This is a genomic window from Caldicellulosiruptor acetigenus (genome assembly GCF_026914305.1).
Classification (GTDB): domain Bacteria; phylum Bacillota; class Thermoanaerobacteria; order Caldicellulosiruptorales; family Caldicellulosiruptoraceae; genus Caldicellulosiruptor; species Caldicellulosiruptor acetigenus.
On record NZ_CP113866.1, the window covers coordinates 2395947 to 2417412 of the forward strand.

A 21466-nucleotide genomic window follows, 5' to 3' on the forward strand; every position below is an offset into this window, starting at 1 on the left:
GCTTTTTATTTTATACCTTTGGCAAAATCCTTGCAACCTTTGTAATTATTTTGAATTATATCCGAACAATAGCGTCAAGTTACTGTCTTTCTTGGGCTCTTCTTATTCTTACCTTGAAGAAAATCAAAACTGTGCACAAAAGGGTAAAGATTGTAGCAAGCACAAAAGGCAAACTTTTCGAAAAGGTATAACACTGCCCGGCTATTGCACCAACCGGCATTGAAAAAAGAGAGATTAAAAACATTGTGATTGACAGAACATGCGCTCTTCTTTCATCATCAACAGAATTTGCCAAGATAGCATCAACAAATGAATAATACACTGCAGCTCCTATGCTGCCAAGCACTGTCACAACTATCATCAAAATAAAGCCAAATGTGCCAGGCGGTGCAACCAAAATCAGAGCATTCGAAACTGTGATTGAGAGCATTCCCCAAAAAAGGACAGTGTCATGTTTTTGTTCTTTCAGATTCGGAATTAAAAATATTACAAATATAAGTGCTACTGCACTCCACAGTGTTGGAAACACCGAAATTATGCTATCTGGATAATGCAAAGCTTCACTTAAATATATGGTTTTGTACGTGTCTCTGAATATCAGAGCAACATTACCAAATATAGTAACAAGCACAATCAGCAGAAGCTCCCTGTTTTTGACCATATACTTTAGACTGTCAAACCACTCAGAAAAACCATTAGCATTAGCATCACAATTTTCCCGTGCAATCTTTTGCCCCACAGAGCTTTCAGATGTCACAAGATGTCTTACAACAATTAGTATATTTACTAAAATCCCAAACGCAAGGACTGTCCATTTAGTTGCAGGTATCAAGCCAAACCTTGCAACAAAGACGCCCATCAGGGGCGCAAAAAGGTTACCCATATTCCACACAAATACAGTTACAGAATAGATTGCCACTCTTTCGTTTTCGGTTGCATCTTCCATTAAAAGAAGTCGCCATGCAAGCTCAGGAATTCTCATAAGTCCGTTAAAGATGGTAGCAATTAAAAACCATGTAAAATCTTTTGCAAAGAAAAATATATATGCATACACGCACCACGACAGAAAATCGCCAATTAGAAGAACCTTCTTGCGTCCAAACCTGTTCACAAGCAGTCCTGCAAATGGTGATGTGATAAGCATCACCAGGTTCAACACTGTTGACAGCAGTCCTATCTGGTAATCCTTTACTCCCACTCTTGTCATGTAAAGTGAGGAGTAGACGATAAACATGGCATAGGGAATAGTAAAAATGGGCTCAAAAAATAGGATCTTTTTAGCGTTTGGATTTATCTCTTTGAATGCTAAAACCATCTGCTGCAGCTGTGCCTTGATTTTTGTCATAAAAATCACCTCGTATGTGCAAAACCGCTATAAATAGCAAAAAATTTAGACTTTGCCACCAATTTTGATATTGTCGATACCTTCCTGTTTTGCACGATTGTAGATCTCCTGCAAGTATTCCATCTCCAAATCCTTATTTCCGCTTATTTTTTCATCTAAAACTTCAGGTGTGTATTTATAAGGTTTTATGACATAAAGTCTGCTATCTTTTAAAAGCCTTGCAATATTTAATATATCCTCAACTGTATGAAGGTTCTTGTTCACTGTTGTTCTAAATTCATAATCAATATTTGAATTTTTCAATATCTCTACTGATTTTTTGATTTTATCAACGTCAGAAAAACCTGTGATCTGGGGGTACTTTTCAAGCGGGGCTTTTACATCCATTGCGACATAGTCAAGAAGACCAGCATCTAAAAGCCTTTTTAAAACCTCTGATCTTGAGCCATTTGTGTCAAGTTTAACAAGTAATGAACGATTTTTTATTTTCTTTATAAACTCAGTTAAATACTCTTCATTCAAAGTTGGCTCTCCGCCTGTAATGCAGACAGCGTCAACTATGCCTTTTCTTTTGTCTAAATATTCAAAAAAGATGCTATCATCCATGAAGCTACCCTTGAAGTTTACAAGCTGTGAGTTGTAGCAAAAAGGGCACGAAAAATTGCAGCCACCGAAAAAACAAGTAGCTGCAATTTTTTTTGGATAGTCAACGGTTGATATTTTCATAAAATCAACAAGCATATTCTATATCTCCTTTTAAATGTTTTTTGATTTATTCTGAGCAAAACCGCGCATATTTTATTTTAACCTCTTTTTGTCTTTCTTTGCAAACCTCTAATTTTTTTAAAACAAGTAAAAAAGAAAATCTATTCAAGCTTTTTCCTTATCAATTTAATATTTTGCTCATCCTTACAGTAAAATTCATATTCACAGCCATTGCAATTTCTATCTAAAGAATCTTCAATAAGCTCAAGTACATCCTTTCTGGTTCTGATATTCCTTATTTTCTTTATCACATCAATTACATCTTCAAGGTGTTCATCTTTTTGCTCATAGTCAAACTTTTTCCCTTCTCTTAACCAGAAGATAGAAGAAAAAATATTTTTCTGTGGAAATCTTTCTTTCATTGCCATTGTGTAAATGAAAAGCTGGGGGATGTAACTACTAAACTTTGCATCATCAAAATGAAGGTTTGTTTTAAAGTCGATGAGAAAAATCTTATCTTCAAGATGGTACACCTTGTCAATTATGCCATATATCATTTGACTTCCAAGTTTAAAATAAAACCGAAGCTCACTTTCCTCTTTTATCACTTTATCTTTGATTTCCTTTGCAAACTGACTTTCAAAAAAGTTTAAGATAAGCTCTTTCACAATCCTTTCATTCTCAAAGTCATTTTCAAGCACGGCTAAGGCAATGTTGCTATCTAAGCTTTGAATATCTTTCAAGCTTGTGAGTTCCAAAACTCTGTGAACGGTTGTGCCAAGCACTTTTGCATTTTGCTGTATCTCCTCTTTTGAGCTTTGTTCATCAAAAACTGGAAGACCCATTACATACTTTAGTGAAAACATGGCAGGGCATCTTTTAAAATCCATTATGTGCGATGGTGACAAAAACCTAAACCTGTTTTCAAACTCGTCAGGCAAAATCACAGCAGGCAAAGCAAAAGATAGGTTATTTTCTGATCTTGAGGCAAAATCCTGCGATGTTTTTTCATCCTCTTTTATCTCCACAACTTCTTTTTCAATTCCAATCTCCTCAGCTTTTGTGAGAATATAACTCAAACCCACCTCTTCACCAAACGACTTTGCTCCCCCTCTTTTCTTTATAGCTTCTCTTAAGCTTGAGTTTATCAAGAAAAGCCCTGCCATCGGTCTTGTTATGGCAACATAAAAAAGCCTTTTAAGCTCTTCTTTTTCCTGCTGTTTTGATATATTCTTTATTCTTGTATATTCTTTTTCCATCCAAAAAGGAGCAATTATATATTCTCTTGTGCTTGTGTCATAAGAACCTCTCAGCTTTGGGCTTCTGCCATAAAAATAACCCGTGCTTTCACAAAGTCCGACCAAAAACACTATTGGAAAGCTGAGTCCTTTTGCTGAATGTATGCTGATAAGCACTGCACTGTCATCAAGAGAAGAAAAGCTCGAAAACCTTTCGCCTTGATAATTTACATAACTGTAAAGGTCTTCTATCGAAAAGCTTTTGCTCTCTTCTGCCAAGTCGTAAAAAAGTCTGACATTTTCGTATGCACCCTTGCCAAAAAACTTATAGACCTTGTAACTATATTCGAACATATCTTCAAACTCATACAAAATCTCTGAAATCTTTTTCACAAACAGATTATCACGCTGTTTTGCAATGAACTTTAAAACATCTTCTGGAACATAACATTCTATTTTGCTCATCTCGCAAAAGAGAAGCGTAAATCTGTCCACTTTAAATATGTCATTTGCAAGAAGTCTTAAGTACCCAGATTTTTTGTCTGGATATTGCAAAATCTCAAGAAAGCCCAAAAGCGGCACTATCTCTTTTTGCTCCAAAAGCCCTCTTTTGAAATTAATATCAAGCGGAACATCATAATCTTCAAACACCTTTTTGTAAATATGAGCAATATTTTGAATCTTTCGCGAAAGCACTGCAAAGTCAGAATATTTCACCTTTCTTTTTGGCTTGCCGCCCACACTTATCTCAAAACCACTTTCAACCATCTCTTTTATCTTTTTTGCAACATAAATAGCTTCATTTTGAATAATCTCTTCTCTTGCTTTATTTACAATCTCCACAACCTTTAAAAATCCGTCAGCTTGATGCTTGTAAGAAAGTGGTTTGTAGTTTGGAAAAAGTATTGTGGCAATTTTATCTATCTTTTTGCCAAGTTCTGAGTTTGTTCTAAAGTTTTCACAGAGCTCTAAAACCTGGCTGCAGTTTTCTATAGCTTCATCAAAAACCTCTGGCTCTGCACCCTGGAAACGGTAAATGGACTGTTTTTTGTCTCCAACATAATAAATGTTTTCAGCTATATTTTCAAAGATTGATTTTTGTAAAAAGTTTGAGTCTTGAAACTCGTCAACAATCAAGAATTTAAATCTGCTCTTTACATCTCTATTTACCTCTGGAATGCTTAAAAGTTCAAAAGTCCTATGCAAAACCAAATCGTATGTGAGTTCTTTTAAAAACTGGTCATTTAACCTGTCTGATAAGTAATCGAAAACATGAAACATTTCATCTTCAAGGTGGCAAGCTTTTTCAACATACTTTGCTGAATTAAAATACTCCTGTACAATACTTTCTGCAAAGTGAAAATACTCTTCAATGAAAAACCTCTCATGTGACAGTTTCCCCAAAGTTTCAGGATAAACTGAAAGATAATGGTCCACAAGCTTTAGTATTAGTCTATTCTGTTCAGGGACAATTTTAAAGTTTGTGTCAACCTTCGCCCATGCCCAGTAAAATCTTAAAAGATACATACAAAATGAGTGTATGGTTTTAATATGAGAGTTTTGAATCTTTGAAATTGTGACCAAATCAAGCCATCTTTGCTTTGCTTTTGAGATTATTCTGTTTTTAAGCTCTCTTGCTGCTTTTTCAGTGTATGTTATGCAGACAATTTCAGCTGGCAGAGCTTTTTGGGAATTTATGAGGTCTATATAAAGGTTTGCTATACTTTCTGTTTTACCACAGCCGGCAGAAGCAGTATAGATGATTATATTGCTCATCTTTCGACCATCCCTCTGACTTTTTTGTTTTTAAAACAGAATACAAACATGGCTGTACTCACATGACATACAGTTTTTAAAAGACTGCATCTTCTGGTAAGTTTCAATATTAGAAAGCTTTTGTATTTTTTCTTTTATACCATTTAAAATCTGTTCATTTAACTTGTCCAAAGGAACATGAGTATTCTCATAAATAACAAATCGCGGATTTTCGAAAAGATAAATAACCGCAATCTTGTCAAGCTCAAAGATGTAAGTTGCAAGCCAAATTTTATCAATGCCTTCATTTTTAGATTCACGCCTTGCCTTTACAAACCCTAATATCTCTTCATCACCCACTTTGACAACAAAATTTGGAAATAGCTGAAGTTCAATACCTTCAACCATCTTTTTTATTACAAGCACTCTTTCTTTCATATTTTGAGGGACAAATTCTTTGACGCCATATTCAATCATTCTCTCTACAATCTCTAAGGATATCTGGATGATGTCCAAAGCTGCAAGTTTTTTCACAGGTTCATTGTGGGTATATCGAATGTTTGAAATCAGAAACCCAAGCACTTCCTCTGGCTCTTTTGACAAAAGCATCTTCTGGATACATGAAAACAGAAGCTGCAGGTTTGATAAAAAATGTTTTTCTTCTTTTTCTATCTCATCAATGTTAAACTTTTTAAATGCAAACTTAAGCGGACAACTATCAAGTTCGATAAGCTCTCTGTCTCTTATGTAAAAAATCTCAGGAACCTGGAAAGTTCTGCAAGTTTTTTCAGTATCCTTTGTATTTATATTTTTTACAAACTTATACTCTCTATATGTCAACTTATCATCACTTGGCATGTAGCTTTTTAACACAGGTACTTCTTCAATACCTTCTAACTCTAAAAATGGGCTCATGTTTGTCTGTGTTTGGTAGTAACGGGGATATGACATATACACATCATGGGAGTTTAAAATACTTCTAAAGTGTACAAGGTCTTTTTGGAATATGTAGTCAAAATCCTTTATTTCATCAAGCATGAGCTCTTCTTTTAATCTCATGTTTCGCAAAAATCCTTCAGAATTTGAGCGTGGCAAAATATCATCTGAAAACCCAATCAGATAAACCTTTTGATAATCAGCGCCCAGAACATCTTGAATGCTAAGAACATCAATGCCACTTAAGATATTAATCGAAACGTCAACCATCTTCTGAGAAAGAATGGTTTTAAAAATATCCAAAAACTCTTCAAAAGTAAAATCAGAATCAAATTCTTTAAAGTCTTCTTGGCCTTTTTTGAAGATCTCATTCAAATGATAAAACGCCTTGACAAATTCAATGTCATTTACAAACTCTGCTTCTTTTGTTATACCAAGTTTTTCAAACACTTTTTTGGTCTTTTCAAGCCAGCTGACAAATGGTTTTGGCAACTTATCATATTCATTTTTTATTCTCTTGAGCCTGTTAAAAATCCTTCTAATTTTAGTGAGGTTTTCAATCACATTATCAAACGCATACAGATTTGCAAAAAACTCCAGCTCTTCAAGCACAAATTCTATCTGTTCAAGCTCTAAAATGTTAATCTCTTTTATTTTTGTAAACAAAACCTCAAAGTCTGCGTTTTCTTTATTCAAAAACCTGTGTGATATTATTCTCTCAAAATTTTGCTTGTCAAACTCTCCGCCCAAAAACTCCAAAAGATCCAATACAAACCTGATAAATCCAAATTCTATAAGGCTCTTCTGACAGCTAAGATTTACAGGCAGCATCTCCTCAGAAAATGTCTGCACCAGAGCATCTTTGTACCTTTCCACACTTGGCACAACAACTGCTATCTTGTCAAAATCTATTTTTTTGTCAGAAATATCTTTTTTAATCTCCTTCACAAGAGAATTTATCTCAAGGATTATGTTTGGATAGGAATAGACTTTAAGCTGACAAGAGGTTGAGTTTAAATTAGCCGATGTATGTTCTTTATTTGTACTAAACACTATGTCAAATCCAAGCGATTCTAAAAACTTGGCAGTTTCTATGCAGATCTCAATATCATCAAAAAACGGCATGAAAACTTCTATATCAGTTATTTCCTCTGCAATAAGTTTTAGTATTCTCTTTTGGTCGCATCTGAAATCTGTAAAAAATGCTATCTTGGCAGCACTATATTCTTTAAACTCAAGTTTGTCTTCTTCAAAAAGTTTTATAGCCAAATCCTGAAGGTAGGAAAAGTTCACAAGGTTGTTTTGGTCAAGGTATTCTTTATACCTTTGAAAGAGTACTTTCAAGAAATTGTAGTTTTCGAATGCCGCTAAGTCTTTTTGAGAATACTCTTTTGACTCTAAAAACATCAAATTCAAAAGGTATATGACCTGACTCGTAAACTCGTATGTCAAAACATTTTCGAAGCTTTTCTTCCCTTTGAAAATGCTTTTGAGAAGTTGAAATACAACCAAAACCTCCTGCTCTCGTGTGATTATCTTTCGTGTCTTTAACACCTCATTTTTGGCAGGGTTTATCAAATCATCAAATGTAAATATATCGATATCAAAAAGCACTCCGTTTTTCTCAACAAGCCTTTCTTTGAGCTTATTTATAACAAACCGGCGGGGAAGAATTACAAGCTCATTTGACTTTGCATCATCAAGAACGCTTAAATTAAGTTTTTGCAAAAGGTATGCTCTTTTCATCTTTGAGGTTTCTCCTCTCAGGAAAGATTAAATGATGGTGTGTTATATTAAGAAAATTATACTATATTTTTCTATTGAAAGTCAAAGAAAAATAAAGAGGCTGCTTTCGCAGCCTCTTTGCATTTTTCATAATTATTTTAATATTTAAAATTCTTAATTATCTCCACAGCCATCTCATATTTTTCGAATGGTGGCATGATGTAGATGCCGCTTACCATGTGTTTTATTTTCTCAACTATCTCACAGGCAATCTCTACACCCTCTTTTGCAGGTTCTTTGGAACTGCGCATTCTCTCACGAATTTTATCAGGTATTGTGATTCCCGGCACTTCATTGTGCAAAAACTCAGCATGTCGGGAGGACCTCAATGGTAAAATCCCACCTAAAATAGGTGGAAGTTTAAAATCCACTTTTTCAAAAAATCTCTCTAAAGTTTCTGGTTCATAAATTGGCTGTGTTTCGATAAAGTGCGCCCCATTTTCAATCTTGTGTTTGAGCTTTTCTATTTCTTTTCCCAAATCATCTGCATTGAGATTTAGCGCAACACCTATTGTAAAGTTTGTTGCCTTGCCAATTGGATTGCCCATGTAATCTGTACCACTATTTAGCCTGCTCAGAATTAAAACAAGACCTTCAGAGTTAACATCAAACACTGGTTTTGCCTGGGGATGGTCGCCAATTGATGGCGGGTCGCCTGTGAGCGCCAACACATTTTTAACCCCAAGCGCTGCTGCACCAAGAAGTTCAGATTGCAGAGAGATAAGGTTTCTATCTCTGCATGTAAAGTGCAGTATTGACTCCATACCCAGCTCTTCTTTGAGTATATGAGCAAGAGCAATTGGAGAGATTCTGACCCTTGCCATTGGAGAGTCTGCTATGTTTACTGTGTCTGCTCCAGCCTCTTTTAAAAGCTTCACACCCTCTTTTGTCTTTTCAAGCTCAATCCCTTTTGGTGGACTTATCTCAACTGTAAAGATAAATTTTTTGCCAAGCTTTTGAGAAAGCTCAGATGGAGTGTCTTTTAAAACTGCCTTCTGTTCTTCTTTTCTCTCAATTACTTCAACCTCTATGCTGGGTAAAAACTCTTTTACTTTTTCCTTTATAGCCTTTATATGTTCAGGAGTTGTTCCGCAGCATCCACCAACAATTTTTGCACCAAGCTTTATATATTCAGGAACAAATGATGCAAAATACTTAGCTGATGTTGAATAAATAAGCCTTCCCTGCACAAGCTGGGGATACCCTGCATTCGGCTGGACAGAAAATGGACCTTTTAAATTCTGTGAGAATATTTTTAAAGCTTCTAAAGTCTTTTGAGGACCATTGCCGCAGTTAAGTCCCACAACATCTGCATCTGTGGATTTCAAAAATTCTATTACCCTGTAGATATCTTCCCCATATATTGTGCTCAGATCTTTGGTAAAAGAAAACTGAATTATATATGGAATTTCATCATTTAGCTCCTTCAAAGCTTCAATTGCGATTTGGACCTCATGTGTTGATGCAGCTGTCTCAAAGATTATTGCATCAACCCCTTCGTCCAAAAGAAAATAAAGCTGTCTTTTGTACACCTCTTTTGCCCTTCTGTCATCTATCTCAAAACCACTGCCAACCGGTTTCCCAAGCGGTCCAACACTGCCTATGACATAAACTTTATCGTCTGCTGTCTCTTTTGCAATCCTGACAGCACTTCTGTTTATCCTCTCAACCTCGTTTTCAAACCCAAAAACCTTGAGCTTGCACTCATTTGCACCAAACGTGTTAGTTTCAATGCTACTTGCGCCTGCCAAAATATAGTCTGTGTGAATTTGCTTTACAAGCTCAGGTCTTGTTACATTTGCCCACTCAAGTGGAAAGTCCAGCGAAAATCCTCTGTTCAAAAGCTCTGTGCCCATTGCACCGTCAAAAATTACGGTAGACTGCTCTTTCAAAAACTCTCTAAAGCTTTTCTTCAACTCGCAACCTCCTCATCTTATTCTTAAATCTGCACTTTGACTGCGCTTTTGCCGTGTATGCTTCCTACTACCCCATACACGCCAAAGTAATACTTTTCAATAACATCTGCATGAGACCTTGTTTCTATATTAAAAATATAAGGTTTTTTTGAAAAATCCTGAGATTCTATTAAAAATTCTTTTAAAACCTCAGGCTCTACATTCTCATCAATATCAACAAAGATTGCATCCTCTTCAAGCCCTGCAAGTTCAAAGACAGCTTCTGCTGAGAAATCATTTGTGAGCTTGAATTCATATACGCTAAATTTTTGAGAAATATCAAGCAAGGAATAAATTGATGTTATAAACCTTTTCTGTGTGCTGCTTTCAAACAAAGCCTCTTTTCCTTTTAAAACCTTTGATATTGCTCTGATATACTCAGGGTTTGTACCACAGCACCCTCCATAGAGCCTGACTCCATTTTCAACAAACTCATCTGCCAAATTTACAAACTCAGGAATGCAGCTTTCATACACAGTTTTGCCATCAACCACCTTGGGCAGTCCTGCATTCGGCTTTACTGAAAGCGGAACAAACGAAAAACCTTGCATCTGCTTTATAACCTCTAAAAGCTGCATCGCACCACCAGAGCAGTTAGCACCAACAATGTCACAGCCAATCACACTGAAATAGTACGCTGCAACCTCAGGAGGGGTTCCCATCAAAAGCCTCTTGTTTTGTTCAAACGTAAGAGAAACCAAACACGGTATATCTTTATTCATCTCTTCTTTTGCCTTTTTATATGCAAAAAATGCAGCCTTTGCTTCTTTTATGTCAGACATGGTTTCAATCGAAACAAAATCTGCTCCCGCTTGAATTCCGCTCAGAATTTGTTCATAAAATATCTCTTCTGCCTCATCAAAGCTAAGATCACCTGAAGGGGTAAAAAGCCTGCCTGTTGGTCCAACAGAAAGTCCAACATACCCGCTATACTCTTTTGCGACCTCTTTTGCAAGCTTGACCGCACATTTGTTTATATTCTCAACCTCATTTTCAAGTCCATATTTTTTAAGCTTTTCTCTGTTTGCGCCAAAGGTATTTGTCTCAACACAGTCAGACCCGGCTTCAAAGTACTGCCTGTGAATGGATGCAACTACATCCTGTCGTGTTACCGACCACAAATCTGGACATTCATCCTCTTTTAGCCCATTTTGAATAAGCTGGGTACCCATCGCACCATCAAAAATCAAAACTCTTCTGTAAAGCTCATCTTTTAGCAAAGCTAATACCATCCTCTCTTCTTAATTTTAAAAAAAGCTGCTTAAAAAAAATTAAGCAGCCCCTCCAAAATACTTATTCATTGTTATCTTCACCGTTTTCTCTTTCGTTTTCCTTTTTTGTTTCTTGCTGGGTAATTTCATCAGCAACCTGCTCGCTGAAATCTGACTGAATAAGCTTCAAAACAGCTTCTAAAGCTTCTTTCTCATCCTCACCATCTGTAATAATTGTCACTTCATCGCCATAGTCCACCATAAGCGACATCAAACCCATTATACTCTTTGCATTGGCTCTTTTTTCATCTTTTTCTATTAAAATTAGGGACTTGAACTTACTTGCAACCTGGACAAGCAGGGCTGCAGCTCTTGAGGAGATCCCCTGAGAATTTTCAATCTTCATGTGAAGGCTTTGCATATACTCTTCCTCCTTTTCTAAGTTCCTCGGCAATTTTATCTATTTTCCTCAACCTATGATTGACACCAGACTTGCCAAGAGGTTTTTTAAGCATCTTACCTAGCTCTTTCAAAGAAGCATCTTTATATTTAATCCTAAGGCGTGCTATCTCTTGTAGATTCTGTGGAAGGCTGTCAATTCCAATTGTTCTTTCGATAAACTCAATATTCTCAATATGCCTCATAGAGGCATTTATGGTCTTTTCAAGGTTAGCTGTTTCACAATTGACAAGACGGTTGACATTGTTTCTGAGCTCTTTTACTATGCGGATGTTTTCAAGTTCTAAAAGCGAAGAATGTGCTCCAATTATGTTTAAAAAGTCTACTATCTGTTCACCTTCTTTTAAGTATACTACATAATGAGACTTTCTTTCAACAATTTTTGCCTCAAACTCAAAACTCTTTAAAACCTTCTGCAAAAACTCCGCATCATCCTTTGTTTTCACATCAAACTCCAAATGATACATCTTTTCAGGGTTTGTGATAGAACCGCACGACAAAAAAGTTGCCTGCAAAAAAGCTTTCCTGCAACATTTTTTCTTCACAAGCTCCTCTTTTAGCGAAAAACTGAGGTGATACTCTTTCGCACCTTTCCTGACAAAATGAAGGTCTTTTAAAATTCTCAAGTTGTCATTGCTTGGAGGCAGAAATATGGTGTAAACATAGTTTTTCTGCAACTTACTATTTTTCTTAATGCTAACCTCACAGTGTTTTGAAAACCCGTTTTTCATGAGAAGGAAAAAAGACCTTGCAGTCTGGGCGTTTTCAAATGAGGTTTTAAACGAAAATGTCCCATCAAGCTCATATATAGAGCCTGCAAACTTTAAAAACGCTGCAGCTGCAGCTTTTACGCAGCAGGAATTTTGAGAAAGCTTTTTGCTCACCTCTGCTTTTGCAGCCGATGAAAAAGACATCTTTGTTTACCCCCAAAACAGAAAGCTTGTTTGCCGCGCTTCAGCTCTTAAACGGTTTACTAAAATTTTTCAATCTCAGATATCCTAACCTGTACTCATGAATAACATCCTTGCCAAAGACTATGTTGCTCAGAAGCCTTGCAAGCTTTGCTGAGTTGTGACGAATAAGCCCGTTAGAAATGCTCAAAAGTCCTTCTTCTACCACTGTATATCCCTTCTCAACTGTTTTCTTGTCACTCCAGACAGGCTGTGCACCATCTTCTCTGTATCTCTCAAGTACATCTGGAGGAATTGGCTGGTTGTTCACAATAACAATGTCAAAAATCTTTCCACCGCAATGTCTTTCTATTGCCTCAATATGGTCACACAGTAGATAGCCCTCTGTCTCACCCGGCTGCGTCATGATGTTTGCAATGTAAATCTTCTTTGCTCTGCTTTTCTTTATACTCTCAACAACCTCCTTAAACACAAGATTTGGCATTATGCTTGTATAAAGGCTCCCAGGTCCAATTATTATCACATCCGCCCTTTCAATCTCATCCAGAACTTCAGAATATGGTTTTGCATCAGATGGAGTTATAAAAACTCTTTTTATAGGTAGTTTAGAACTTTTCACCTCTTCAGGAATTTTTGATTCGCCAACAACTATTCTTCCGTCTTCAAGCTCAGCACAAAGATTAATATTGTCAAGAGTCACAGGCAAAACTTTTCCTCGAACCGCTAAAACCTCGCTCATGAGCTTTACCGCTTTTTCAAAACTCCCTGCAATTCCTGTCATTGCAGCTAAAAACAGATTGCCAAAACTCTGTCCTTTAAGGCTTCCTTCCTTGAACCTGTAATTCAAAAGCTTTTGCATAATCTCTTCTGTGTTTGCCAAAGCCAGGATGCAGTTTCTGATATCACCTGGCGGAAGCATGCCAAGGTCTTCCCTGAGCTTTCCAGACCCACCACCATCGTCTGCAACAGTTACAACTGCTGTGATGTTTGCAGTTAAATTCTTTATACCCCTGAGCATTGTAGAAAGTCCCGTGCCACCACCGATTGCAACAATCCTTGGTCCTTTTTCCAAAAACCCTTTTGAATATATAGCATCAAATATGGTCTTCTGACTTATTCTGTACGGCAGGCTCTTGTTTAAAAGCCTTATAAAACCTTTTATTAAACCCATCAACGAAATTAAAAAAACTCCAATTCCTAAAATAAATAGTCCTATGCGCAAAGAGGTGCGAAGTACCACTGAGACATTAAAAACATCAATGCTTTTTGTTAAAGAAGCAGAGATTAAGATAATACTTACCAACATCAAAACAATCCATCTTTTTATATAAATACCTGGTTTTAGAAAATCAATTATCATTGGCATGTCACCCTTTTATATCTTTCTCTATATCTCTATGAAATATTGAAACTTTATATCCCTGGTTTTCAATAGTCTTTTTAAGCTCTTCAGCAACTGTGACAGACCTGTGCTTGCCACCAGTACAGCCAATTGCAATAACAAGCTGTCCTTTTCCTTCTTCTGCATAGTTTGGTATTAAAAATAAAATCAGGTCAAAAAGTTTTTGCAAGAATTCTTTTGTAACATCCCACCTTAAGACATATTCTTTTACCTCAGGGTCTTTACCTGTTCTGTGCTTGAGAGTATCCACATAAAATGGATTTGGGATGAACCTCACATCAAAAACAAGGTCAGCGTCAAGCGGAAGCCCATATTTGAACCCAAACGACATAATGGTGATTAGCATTGCCTCTTTTGACTTTTGCTGGACAAAAATCTCAAAGAGTTTCTCTTTTAAATCACGTGGCAAAAGTGTGGATGTATCAATCACAAAGTCAGCATACCTTTTTATATCCTCAAGCTTTTCTCTTTCCTTTTGAATGGCTTCTAAAATGCTGCCGTCACCTTCATGACTCAGAGGATGTTTTCGCCTTGTCTCTTTGTACCGCTTTATAAGAACCTCATCATGCGCATCTAAAAAGAGGAGTTTAAAGTTGCGGTCATCTTTTTTCAGCTCCTGAAGAACATCTTTGAAGTCATCAAAAAGCTCGCCACCACGAATGTCTACAACCGCAGCAATCCTTGAAATCTTCTCTTTTGTTGCACTTGCAAGCTCAGCAATCTTGGGTAAAAACTGCGGTGGTAGGTTGTCTATACAAAAAAATCCCATGTCTTCAAACGCCCTTATTGCTAAGCTCTTACCAGCACCAGACATGCCAGTTATTATTACTATCTCCAACAAAATCACCCTTTTTTATCTTCTATTTTGGACATTTTCGGGCACAAAAAGCGGTGTCTCAAACTCGCCTATGAACTGAATCTCAGGTTCAAGCAAAATTCCAAACTTTTCGTATACAGTCTTCTGAGCAAGATAAATGAGCTTTCTTACATCCTCAGCTTTAGCATCTTCTACATTTACGATAAACCCTGCATGTTTTTCTGATATACACGCACCGCCTATCCTATACCCTTTCAATCCCGCATCCTCAATGAGCTTTCCTGCAAAGTTGTTTGGCGGCCTTTTAAATACAGAACCTGCGCTTGGATAAGAAAGAGGCTGTTTTTCTCGCCGTCTTTTTGCAAATTCATTTGCTTTTTGCAAAGGGGGAATATCTTCTTTGTCGGCAAACTTGAGGCAAAATGCTGCTCTGAGAAGCACCATTCTTTCTTCTTTTAGCCGGCTGTGCCTGTAAGAAAATCTCATGTCTGACTTAGAAAGCTTCAATCTATTTAAGTTCTCATCCAAAACCTCTGCCCATTCAAAAATATCTTTTATTTCTCCATCGTATGCACCTGCGTTCATGTACACAGCACCGCCAACAGTGCCAGGAATTCCCACCGAAAACTCTAAACCTTTTAGGCCTGCTTCGCACGCTTTTCTTGCAACCTGAGAGAGCATAGCTCCACACTCTGCTTCAATTAAATTTCCATCTATTTTGAAAGAATCTATCTTAACTGTGGTGATTATCGCACCATTGTAACCTTTGTCAGAGACAAGAACATTTGAGCAGTTTCCAACAACAATGTAGTTTATCGCTTCATCTTTTGCTAAAGTCAATATCTCGATAAGCTGCTCGGTACTTTTGGGAAATACTATATATCTTGCTTTTCCGCCTATCTTGAATGTTGTAAACTCTTTTAGCGGATGGTCTTTTAGAAACTCAATACCTGAATTTTTTAAATACATTTCAAATTCCATTTTTCTATCACCTAAAAAGCTTCTGTTTCAAATTTTATTATATTATATTTAAACAAAAAATTTAATTGTTTTTTACCTCAACTGCCTCAATGCCATCTTCCCATGGTCTGAGAATTTGAGAGAACAAACTCTTTAAAGCTTTTGGACTCCCACTTTCAAAAAGCCACAAATCTTCATGCTCTTTTTTCAGAATAACAGGCATGCGGCTGTGAATATGCTTTATTTCTTCTGCCGGCTCTGTTGTGAGGATGACAAAACTATCTACAAGTATTCCGCCTTCAAGCTCCACCCTTTTGTAAAGCCCTGCCATGTAAAAGATATTGCAATCTTTTGGTTTTATGAAAAACTTTTGTTTTTTGCTACCATCTTTCTTCCACTCAAAAAAACCCTGGGCAGGAATCAGACACCTGTTTGAAATTATGCTGGAAAACAAAGGCTTTTCCAAGATAGTCTCAGCCCTTGCATTTATTATGACCTCTTTTTTGTTTTGAAGAGGCAATCCCCATCTTAAAATCTCAGCTTCTCTTTGAAAGTCTTTCTGAATAATTGAAGCAGCAAACTCTGTAGGAAATATCTCACCCGACTTTACTTTCTGCAAAATAGGACTTCCTTCATATTTTTGTGAAATCTCATCTAAAATTTTTTTAATCTCCTCAATGTTCTCATCAAGATTTAAAAAGTATCTTCCGCACATATAAATCAGCCTCCAAAGACCAGCTTTAGCTCCTCATACATATCCTTTATTGAACCATATATCAAATCTGGCTTCAAAGATGAAGCCTCAACATCTTCCAGCTTTGTCTCACCAGACAGCACCAGAACAGCAACCATACCACTATCCTTTGCCATTTTTATGTCTGTGTAAAGCCTGTCTCCTATCATTGCAATCCTGCTTCTGTCAACCTTTTTAAAATTTGAGATTATATCAACCATTATGGAAGAAGGTTTCCCAACAAATACAGGTTTTTTCTTTGTTGCATTCTCAAGCATGATGCAGATAGACCCGCAATCTGGAATATATCTTCCGCCATCTAAAGGACAAACAAGGTCTGGGTTTGTTGCAAAAAAAGGAACTCCTCTTCTCATAAGCTCACATGCATCTAAAAGTTTCTTGTAGGTAAGCTGAGTGTCAAACCCCACAACAAGATAGTCTATATTGTAATTTGGACTGTCAACAACAAAGATGCCCATCGACTTTAGCTCTCTTTTTAAAGATGTTGTGCCAACAACATATACTCTCGGTGGTTTTTCTTTTTTGTGGATTGTCTTTATATAAATTCCCATTGCCTGACCTGAAGTAAACACGTTTTCTTTTGTAATCTCAAAGCCCATGTTCAAAAGCTTTGAATAGTACTCTTCTGAGCTTTTTGATGAATTGTTTGTCAAAAACAGAAAGTCTTTTTGATTTTCTTTCAATAGCTTTATAAACTCTCTTGCACCTTCAAATACTCTTTCACCCAGATATACCGTGCCGTCCAAGTCAAGCAGGAAAAGGTCTATGTTTTTTAGAATACTGCTATTCTTCATTTGCAAGCTTCCCCTTTTTTCATTTTTTTGATGCTGCCAGAGCTAAAAGCCTTTTTGCAAAATCTTCATAGCACTTTTGAGCATTGAAATTCTCTTCCCATGTCTTTCTTGCAGCAAGACAAAACTTTTTATAGTCTTCTTCGCTCATGGTAGCAAATCTTTCTATAAGGCTTGCAAGGTCAAAGTCTGAAAAGTCTTTGTCAAGCAAAAAGCCGTTTATTCCATTTTTCACAATCTCTTTAGTTCCACCAACATCTGTTGCCACAACAGGTATTCCATACGACATTGCTTCCATGATAGAAACCGGAAGACCTTCTGACTTGCTTGTGTTTACAAACAGATTGAAGTTACTACTTGCATACAGGTTCAAAATATCTTCATTTTTCATAAAACCTAAAAATATAAATTGAATATTGCTTTTTTTGCCCAGCTTTTCTTGAGCATATGATTTTATTTTTTCAAAAAGCTCCCCATCACCAATGTGGGTCCACGAAATTTTAACGCTTTCAACTTTCTCAAGGCTATCAACAATCCTGTCAATCCTCTTCACAGGGGCAAGCCTCGCGCAGCTGACAATTTTGAAAACTTCTTCTCTTTTCTTATCAACGACTGCACTGTACTTATTAAAAGTCCCTAAGTACGACACTTCTGCTTTGTCTGTTTGATACCTCTTGTTTATATACTCAGCACCCATCTTTGAACAGGCAAAAACCTTATCAATGTTTTCAATAATAAACTTTTTGCATGGCTGAGGATAGCTCTTTTCATAAAGGTCCGAACCATGCGCTCTTGAGACCTTCAGGGCAAAAGGCTGGTTGCAAAGTGCGGTTGACAGCGCCAAAAAATGAAACCAGTACGAATAGAGTATTGTATCCTGAACAGGAATATTGTACTTTTTTATAAGTTTTCTCAAGTTTGCAACTGTGATGTTTGTAAGGAAAGTCCATCTAAAAATCATCCATAGATTTAATATTCTGTATGAAAAAGGCTTTGGAGAAAATAAAGCCTTAAGTATCTCTTTTATCATAAGACCTACAAGTTTTGGATTAAAAAGTAGAATCTCTTTTAATCCAAAGCTTATATCAGCCACTTCAACCTTTGGATTTTGAATATACTGTTTTAAATTCTTTAGCTTTTTAGGTAGCACCTTTCCCGGCCAAATCGGCACGATATAGATTTTATCAAAAAACCTTGAGAGAATATCTATTTCATTTCCCACAAATACATCTCTTTTGGGATGTGGATAGCCTATTGTAAGAAGAATTAAGTTCAAATTTAGCTTTCCCCCTTGATAAAAATTGTTTTTATTCTTTTTTGAGTTTATCACTCAAAAGTCAAAAACGTCAACACAACATTTTAAACCTTAAAATTAAAGGCACCCTTGACCTTTTGAAAAAGTCCTTTTATAATGAATATATGAACAATTATTCAAATGTTCAATCTTGAAACTGAGGTGAAAAGAACTTGAAAAACCAAGATGGTTCTAAAAAAGTTGATTTATGCAGCTGCAGTATAATCCACAATGACATTGTTCAAAAAGTAAAAGAAAGTCTTCCAAATGAAGAGACCATGTTTGACCTTTCTGAGTTTTTCAAGGTTTTTTCAGACTCAACACGCATAAAAATCTTAAGCAGTCTCTTGCTTTCTGAGATGTGTGTATGCGACTTGGCAGCGGTCTTGAACACATCTCAGTCGGCGATATCTCACCAGCTAAGGCTACTAAAAGCTTTCAGGTTAGTTAAGAGCAGAAAGGCTGGCAAAGTTGTGTATTATTCTCTTTCGGATGACCATGTAAAAAGCATAATTGAACTTGGTCTTGCGCATCTTAGCGAAAACCAGTAGATGAGAGGATGAGGCAGACTTGGCAAAAGTAAATGTAGAATTAATTTTAGAAAATCTTTCATGTGCCCATTGTGCTCAAAAGATTGAAGAAAAGGTGGCAAAGCTCCCTTTTGCAGAAAGCGTCTCTTTGAATTTTGTAACAAAGAAGCTCTCAGCAAAGGTTGAACAAAAGTCCTACAGTGCATTTGTTGAAGCGGTAAAGAGGATTGCAGATGAAATTGACCCTGGGGTAAGTGTATTAGAGGCGCCAAAAGAAAAGCCAATGCTAAACAGAGGTGAAATCTTACTTGTAGTAATCTCTGCTGCGTTTTTTGGAGCAGGACTTTTAACAAGAAAAGAAGGTTTTGCTTTAATCTTTTTCCTTGTCTCATACCTTCTTTCGGGAAAAAATGTTATCTTAAGCTTTTTTAAAAACCTCAGAAAACTTCAAGTATTTGATGAAAATTTTCTGATGACAGTTGCAACATTATCAGCTATTTTCTTAAAAGAGTACCCCGAAGCAGCGTCTGTTATGCTTCTTTACAAAATTGGTCAAATACTTGAGGATGTTGCACTAAACAAGTCAAGAAAAACCATACAAGCTCTCAAGCACCTTGAAATAGACTATGCAAACTTGAAAATTGGCAATAGCATCAGGAAAGTAAATCCAAAAGATGTTGTGCCTGGTGATATAGTGGTGGTAAAACCGGGTGAAAGAGTGCCGGTTGATGGAACTGTAGTATCTGGAAAATCATTTTTGGATACATCTGCTATTACAGGTGAGTCAAAGCTTTTTGCTGCAGGCCCAAATGACAAGGTTTTAGCCGGCACTGTGGTAGTTGACGGGTTCTTGGAAATCAGAGCTCAAAGTTTTTACAAAGATTCTTCTTTGCACAGAATAATAGAGATTGTTGAAAATGCATCTGCCAACAAATCAAAAATGGAAAGGTTTATAACAAGGTTTGCAAAGGTATACACACCGGCAGTAGTTGCATTAGCAACAGCATTTGCCATTTTGCCACCACTGTTATTTGACCAGCCTTTTAAACTGTGGATTTACAGGGCAGCTATTTTTTTAATTATCTCCTGCCCTTGCAGCCTTGTTATATCTGTGCCGCTTTCATATTTTGCGTCAATTTCAAAGCTTTCTTCAAAGGGAATACTGGTAAAAGGTTCTCAATTTATTGATATTCTTGCATCAAAAATAGGTAGTTTCCTTTTTGACAAAACTGGAACAATCACAAATGGGGTTCTTTCTGTTGAAAAGATTGTACCTGTGGGAATTTCGCAGCAAGAGTTTTTGAAAATTCTTATAAGCATTGAAAGCCTTTCAAACCACCCGATAGCAAAGTCTATATTAAAAGGAATTGGAGAAAATAGTCTTTCTCTTTCCTCTGTACAAGAGCTCAAAGAACATCCCGGAAGAGGAATAGAAGGGATTGTTGATGGCAAAAAGGTTTTGATAGGAACAAAAGAGTTTTTGCAAGAAAATGGAGTTGAAATAGACCACAGCTCTGAAGTATCTCCTGAACTTTCGTACATCTTTGTCTCATCTGACGGGAAATTCTGCGGGTATGTAGCCTTGAGAGATTCTTTAAAAGATGATGTAAAAAAGGTTTTAAATGACCTCAAAAGCTTTGGCGCAAAGATATATCTCTTGACAGGTGACAAAAAAGAGGCGGCAGAAAAAATTGCCAAACGTCTTACGATAGATGGGGTCTTCTCAGAACTTCTACCAGAAGAGAAGGTAAGAGTGGCTGAAAAAATAAAACTTGAAAATAAAGAGCAGGGATACGTTGTATTTGTGGGAGACGGAACAAATGATTCGCCCGCCCTCTCTGTGTGTGATGTTGGAATTTCATTTGCAGGCAGTGCAAGTTATCTTGCAACAGTGGCAGCAGACATTGTTCTTCTTGATGAAAAGCTATCTAAGATTGTAGATTTAATAAAAGATTCAAGGTTCACAAGAAAGATTGTCATTCAAAATATTGTTCTTTCTCTCGGGATAAAATTTGCGGTGATGTTTTTAGGAGTCTTGGGAGTTGCAAATCTGTGGGAAGCAGTTGTGGCTGACACCGGTGCAATGCTTTTAGCAGTTTTGAATTCTTTGAGAGTGCTCAAAAAGTAAAAAAAGAGGTATAATATTTAAGAGGGGGATTTGCGCTTTCTATTTTAGTTTGCCAAAAAGAGGTGTTTTGGGATGATAGAGATGTATGTTAAAAACGTAGCATTTTTTGAAGAAGGGGGAGGATTTGCGGTTCTTCTTTGCGACAAGAACAACAAAATGGTACTCCCTATCTTCATAGGCCCGCTTGAGGCTCAGTCAATTGCACTTGCGCTTGAAAAACAAAAGTTTCCACGCCCTCTGACGCACGACCTTATGGTTGAGATTATGCAAAAGTTTTCAATTTCCATCCAGAAAGCTGTAATTACAGATATAAGGGACGGAACATACTATGCAGAGATTTATTTAAAAGACTACAACAATGTAATTTCTGTCATAGATTCAAGACCGAGCGATGCAATTGCGCTTGCTCTTAGGGTAAACTGCCCAATTTATATGACACCAAAACTCATAGAGTTTACCTATAAGTACGAAGAGCTAATTCCTCAGTAAA

Annotated in this window: 17 protein-coding genes; 3 read left to right on the top strand and 14 right to left on the bottom strand. The window is 36.7% G+C overall.

Going from position 1 to position 21466, the window contains the following annotated elements:
- Positions 1-79: 79 nt before the first annotated feature.
- From OTK01_RS11735 to OTK01_RS11800, 14 genes are all read right to left on the bottom strand, one after another.
- Complete coding sequence (locus OTK01_RS11735; protein ID WP_029227733.1) at positions 80-1345, bottom strand: MFS transporter; 1266 nt, start codon at positions 1343-1345, stop codon at positions 80-82.
- A gap of 45 nt (positions 1346-1390) precedes the next feature.
- On the bottom strand, positions 1391-2086 hold the full coding sequence (locus OTK01_RS11740) for an anaerobic ribonucleoside-triphosphate reductase activating protein (protein WP_029227734.1): 696 nt from the start codon (positions 2084-2086) through the stop codon (positions 1391-1393).
- 125 nt (positions 2087-2211) lie between these two features.
- Positions 2212-5064, bottom strand: a complete 2853-nt coding sequence (locus OTK01_RS11745) for a UvrD-helicase domain-containing protein (protein ID WP_029227735.1) — start codon at positions 5062-5064, stop codon at positions 2212-2214.
- 30 nt (positions 5065-5094) lie between these two features.
- Positions 5095-7725, bottom strand: coding sequence for a 3'-5' exonuclease (locus OTK01_RS11750; RefSeq protein ID WP_029227736.1), 2631 nt, complete (start codon positions 7723-7725; stop codon positions 5095-5097).
- Between the two features lie 137 nt (positions 7726-7862).
- Positions 7863-9680 (bottom strand): bifunctional homocysteine S-methyltransferase/methylenetetrahydrofolate reductase, encoded by a 1818-nt coding sequence (locus tag OTK01_RS11755; protein WP_029227737.1) that lies wholly within the window; start codon positions 9678-9680, stop codon positions 7863-7865.
- A gap of 23 nt (positions 9681-9703) precedes the next feature.
- Positions 9704-10951: a homocysteine S-methyltransferase family protein gene (locus OTK01_RS11760; RefSeq protein WP_029671869.1), complete on the bottom strand. Its 1248-nt coding sequence runs from the start codon at positions 10949-10951 to the stop codon at positions 9704-9706.
- A gap of 61 nt (positions 10952-11012) precedes the next feature.
- A complete protein-coding gene (locus OTK01_RS11765) occupies positions 11013-11351 on the bottom strand; it encodes an HPr family phosphocarrier protein (protein ID WP_014043133.1) in 339 nt (112 codons plus the stop codon).
- On the bottom strand, positions 11326-12303 hold the full coding sequence (gene whiA, locus OTK01_RS11770; RefSeq protein ID WP_013431694.1) for a DNA-binding protein WhiA: 978 nt from the start codon (positions 12301-12303) through the stop codon (positions 11326-11328). Before whiA ends, OTK01_RS11765 begins: the two co-directional genes overlap by 26 nt.
- A gap of 40 nt (positions 12304-12343) precedes the next feature.
- The gene (locus OTK01_RS11775) at positions 12344-13666 is read right to left on the bottom strand and encodes a gluconeogenesis factor YvcK family protein (RefSeq protein WP_029227739.1); all 1323 of its coding nucleotides are present in this window, start codon (positions 13664-13666) and stop codon (positions 12344-12346) included.
- 1 nt (position 13667) lies between these two features.
- A complete protein-coding gene (rapZ, locus tag OTK01_RS11780) occupies positions 13668-14540 on the bottom strand; it encodes an RNase adapter RapZ (RefSeq protein WP_029227740.1) in 873 nt (290 codons plus the stop codon).
- Positions 14541-14555: 15 nt separating this feature from the next.
- Positions 14556-15500: a UDP-N-acetylmuramate dehydrogenase gene (gene murB / locus OTK01_RS11785; RefSeq protein ID WP_029227741.1), complete on the bottom strand. Its 945-nt coding sequence runs from the start codon at positions 15498-15500 to the stop codon at positions 14556-14558.
- A gap of 61 nt (positions 15501-15561) precedes the next feature.
- Positions 15562-16194, bottom strand: coding sequence for an SOS response-associated peptidase (locus OTK01_RS11790; RefSeq protein WP_029227742.1), 633 nt, complete (start codon positions 16192-16194; stop codon positions 15562-15564).
- A 5-nt stretch (positions 16195-16199) separates the two neighbouring features.
- Complete coding sequence (locus OTK01_RS11795) at positions 16200-17027, bottom strand: HAD-IIA family hydrolase (RefSeq protein WP_029227743.1); 828 nt, start codon at positions 17025-17027, stop codon at positions 16200-16202.
- A 19-nt stretch (positions 17028-17046) separates the two neighbouring features.
- A complete protein-coding gene (locus OTK01_RS11800; RefSeq protein WP_029227744.1) occupies positions 17047-18300 on the bottom strand; it encodes a glycosyltransferase in 1254 nt (417 codons plus the stop codon).
- Between the two features lie 191 nt (positions 18301-18491).
- Between OTK01_RS11800 and OTK01_RS11805 the strand changes: the two genes are divergently transcribed.
- The 3 genes from OTK01_RS11805 to OTK01_RS11815 all read left to right on the top strand — a co-directional run bounded on the left by OTK01_RS11805 (position 18492) and on the right by OTK01_RS11815 (position 21465).
- Positions 18492-18869: an ArsR/SmtB family transcription factor gene (locus tag OTK01_RS11805; RefSeq protein WP_029227745.1), complete on the top strand. Its 378-nt coding sequence runs from the start codon at positions 18492-18494 to the stop codon at positions 18867-18869.
- A gap of 19 nt (positions 18870-18888) precedes the next feature.
- Positions 18889-20976: a heavy metal translocating P-type ATPase gene (locus tag OTK01_RS11810; protein ID WP_029227746.1), complete on the top strand. Its 2088-nt coding sequence runs from the start codon at positions 18889-18891 to the stop codon at positions 20974-20976.
- 72 nt (positions 20977-21048) lie between these two features.
- A complete protein-coding gene (locus OTK01_RS11815; RefSeq protein WP_013431685.1) occupies positions 21049-21465 on the top strand; it encodes a bifunctional nuclease family protein in 417 nt (138 codons plus the stop codon).
- Position 21466 lies beyond the last annotated feature (1 nt).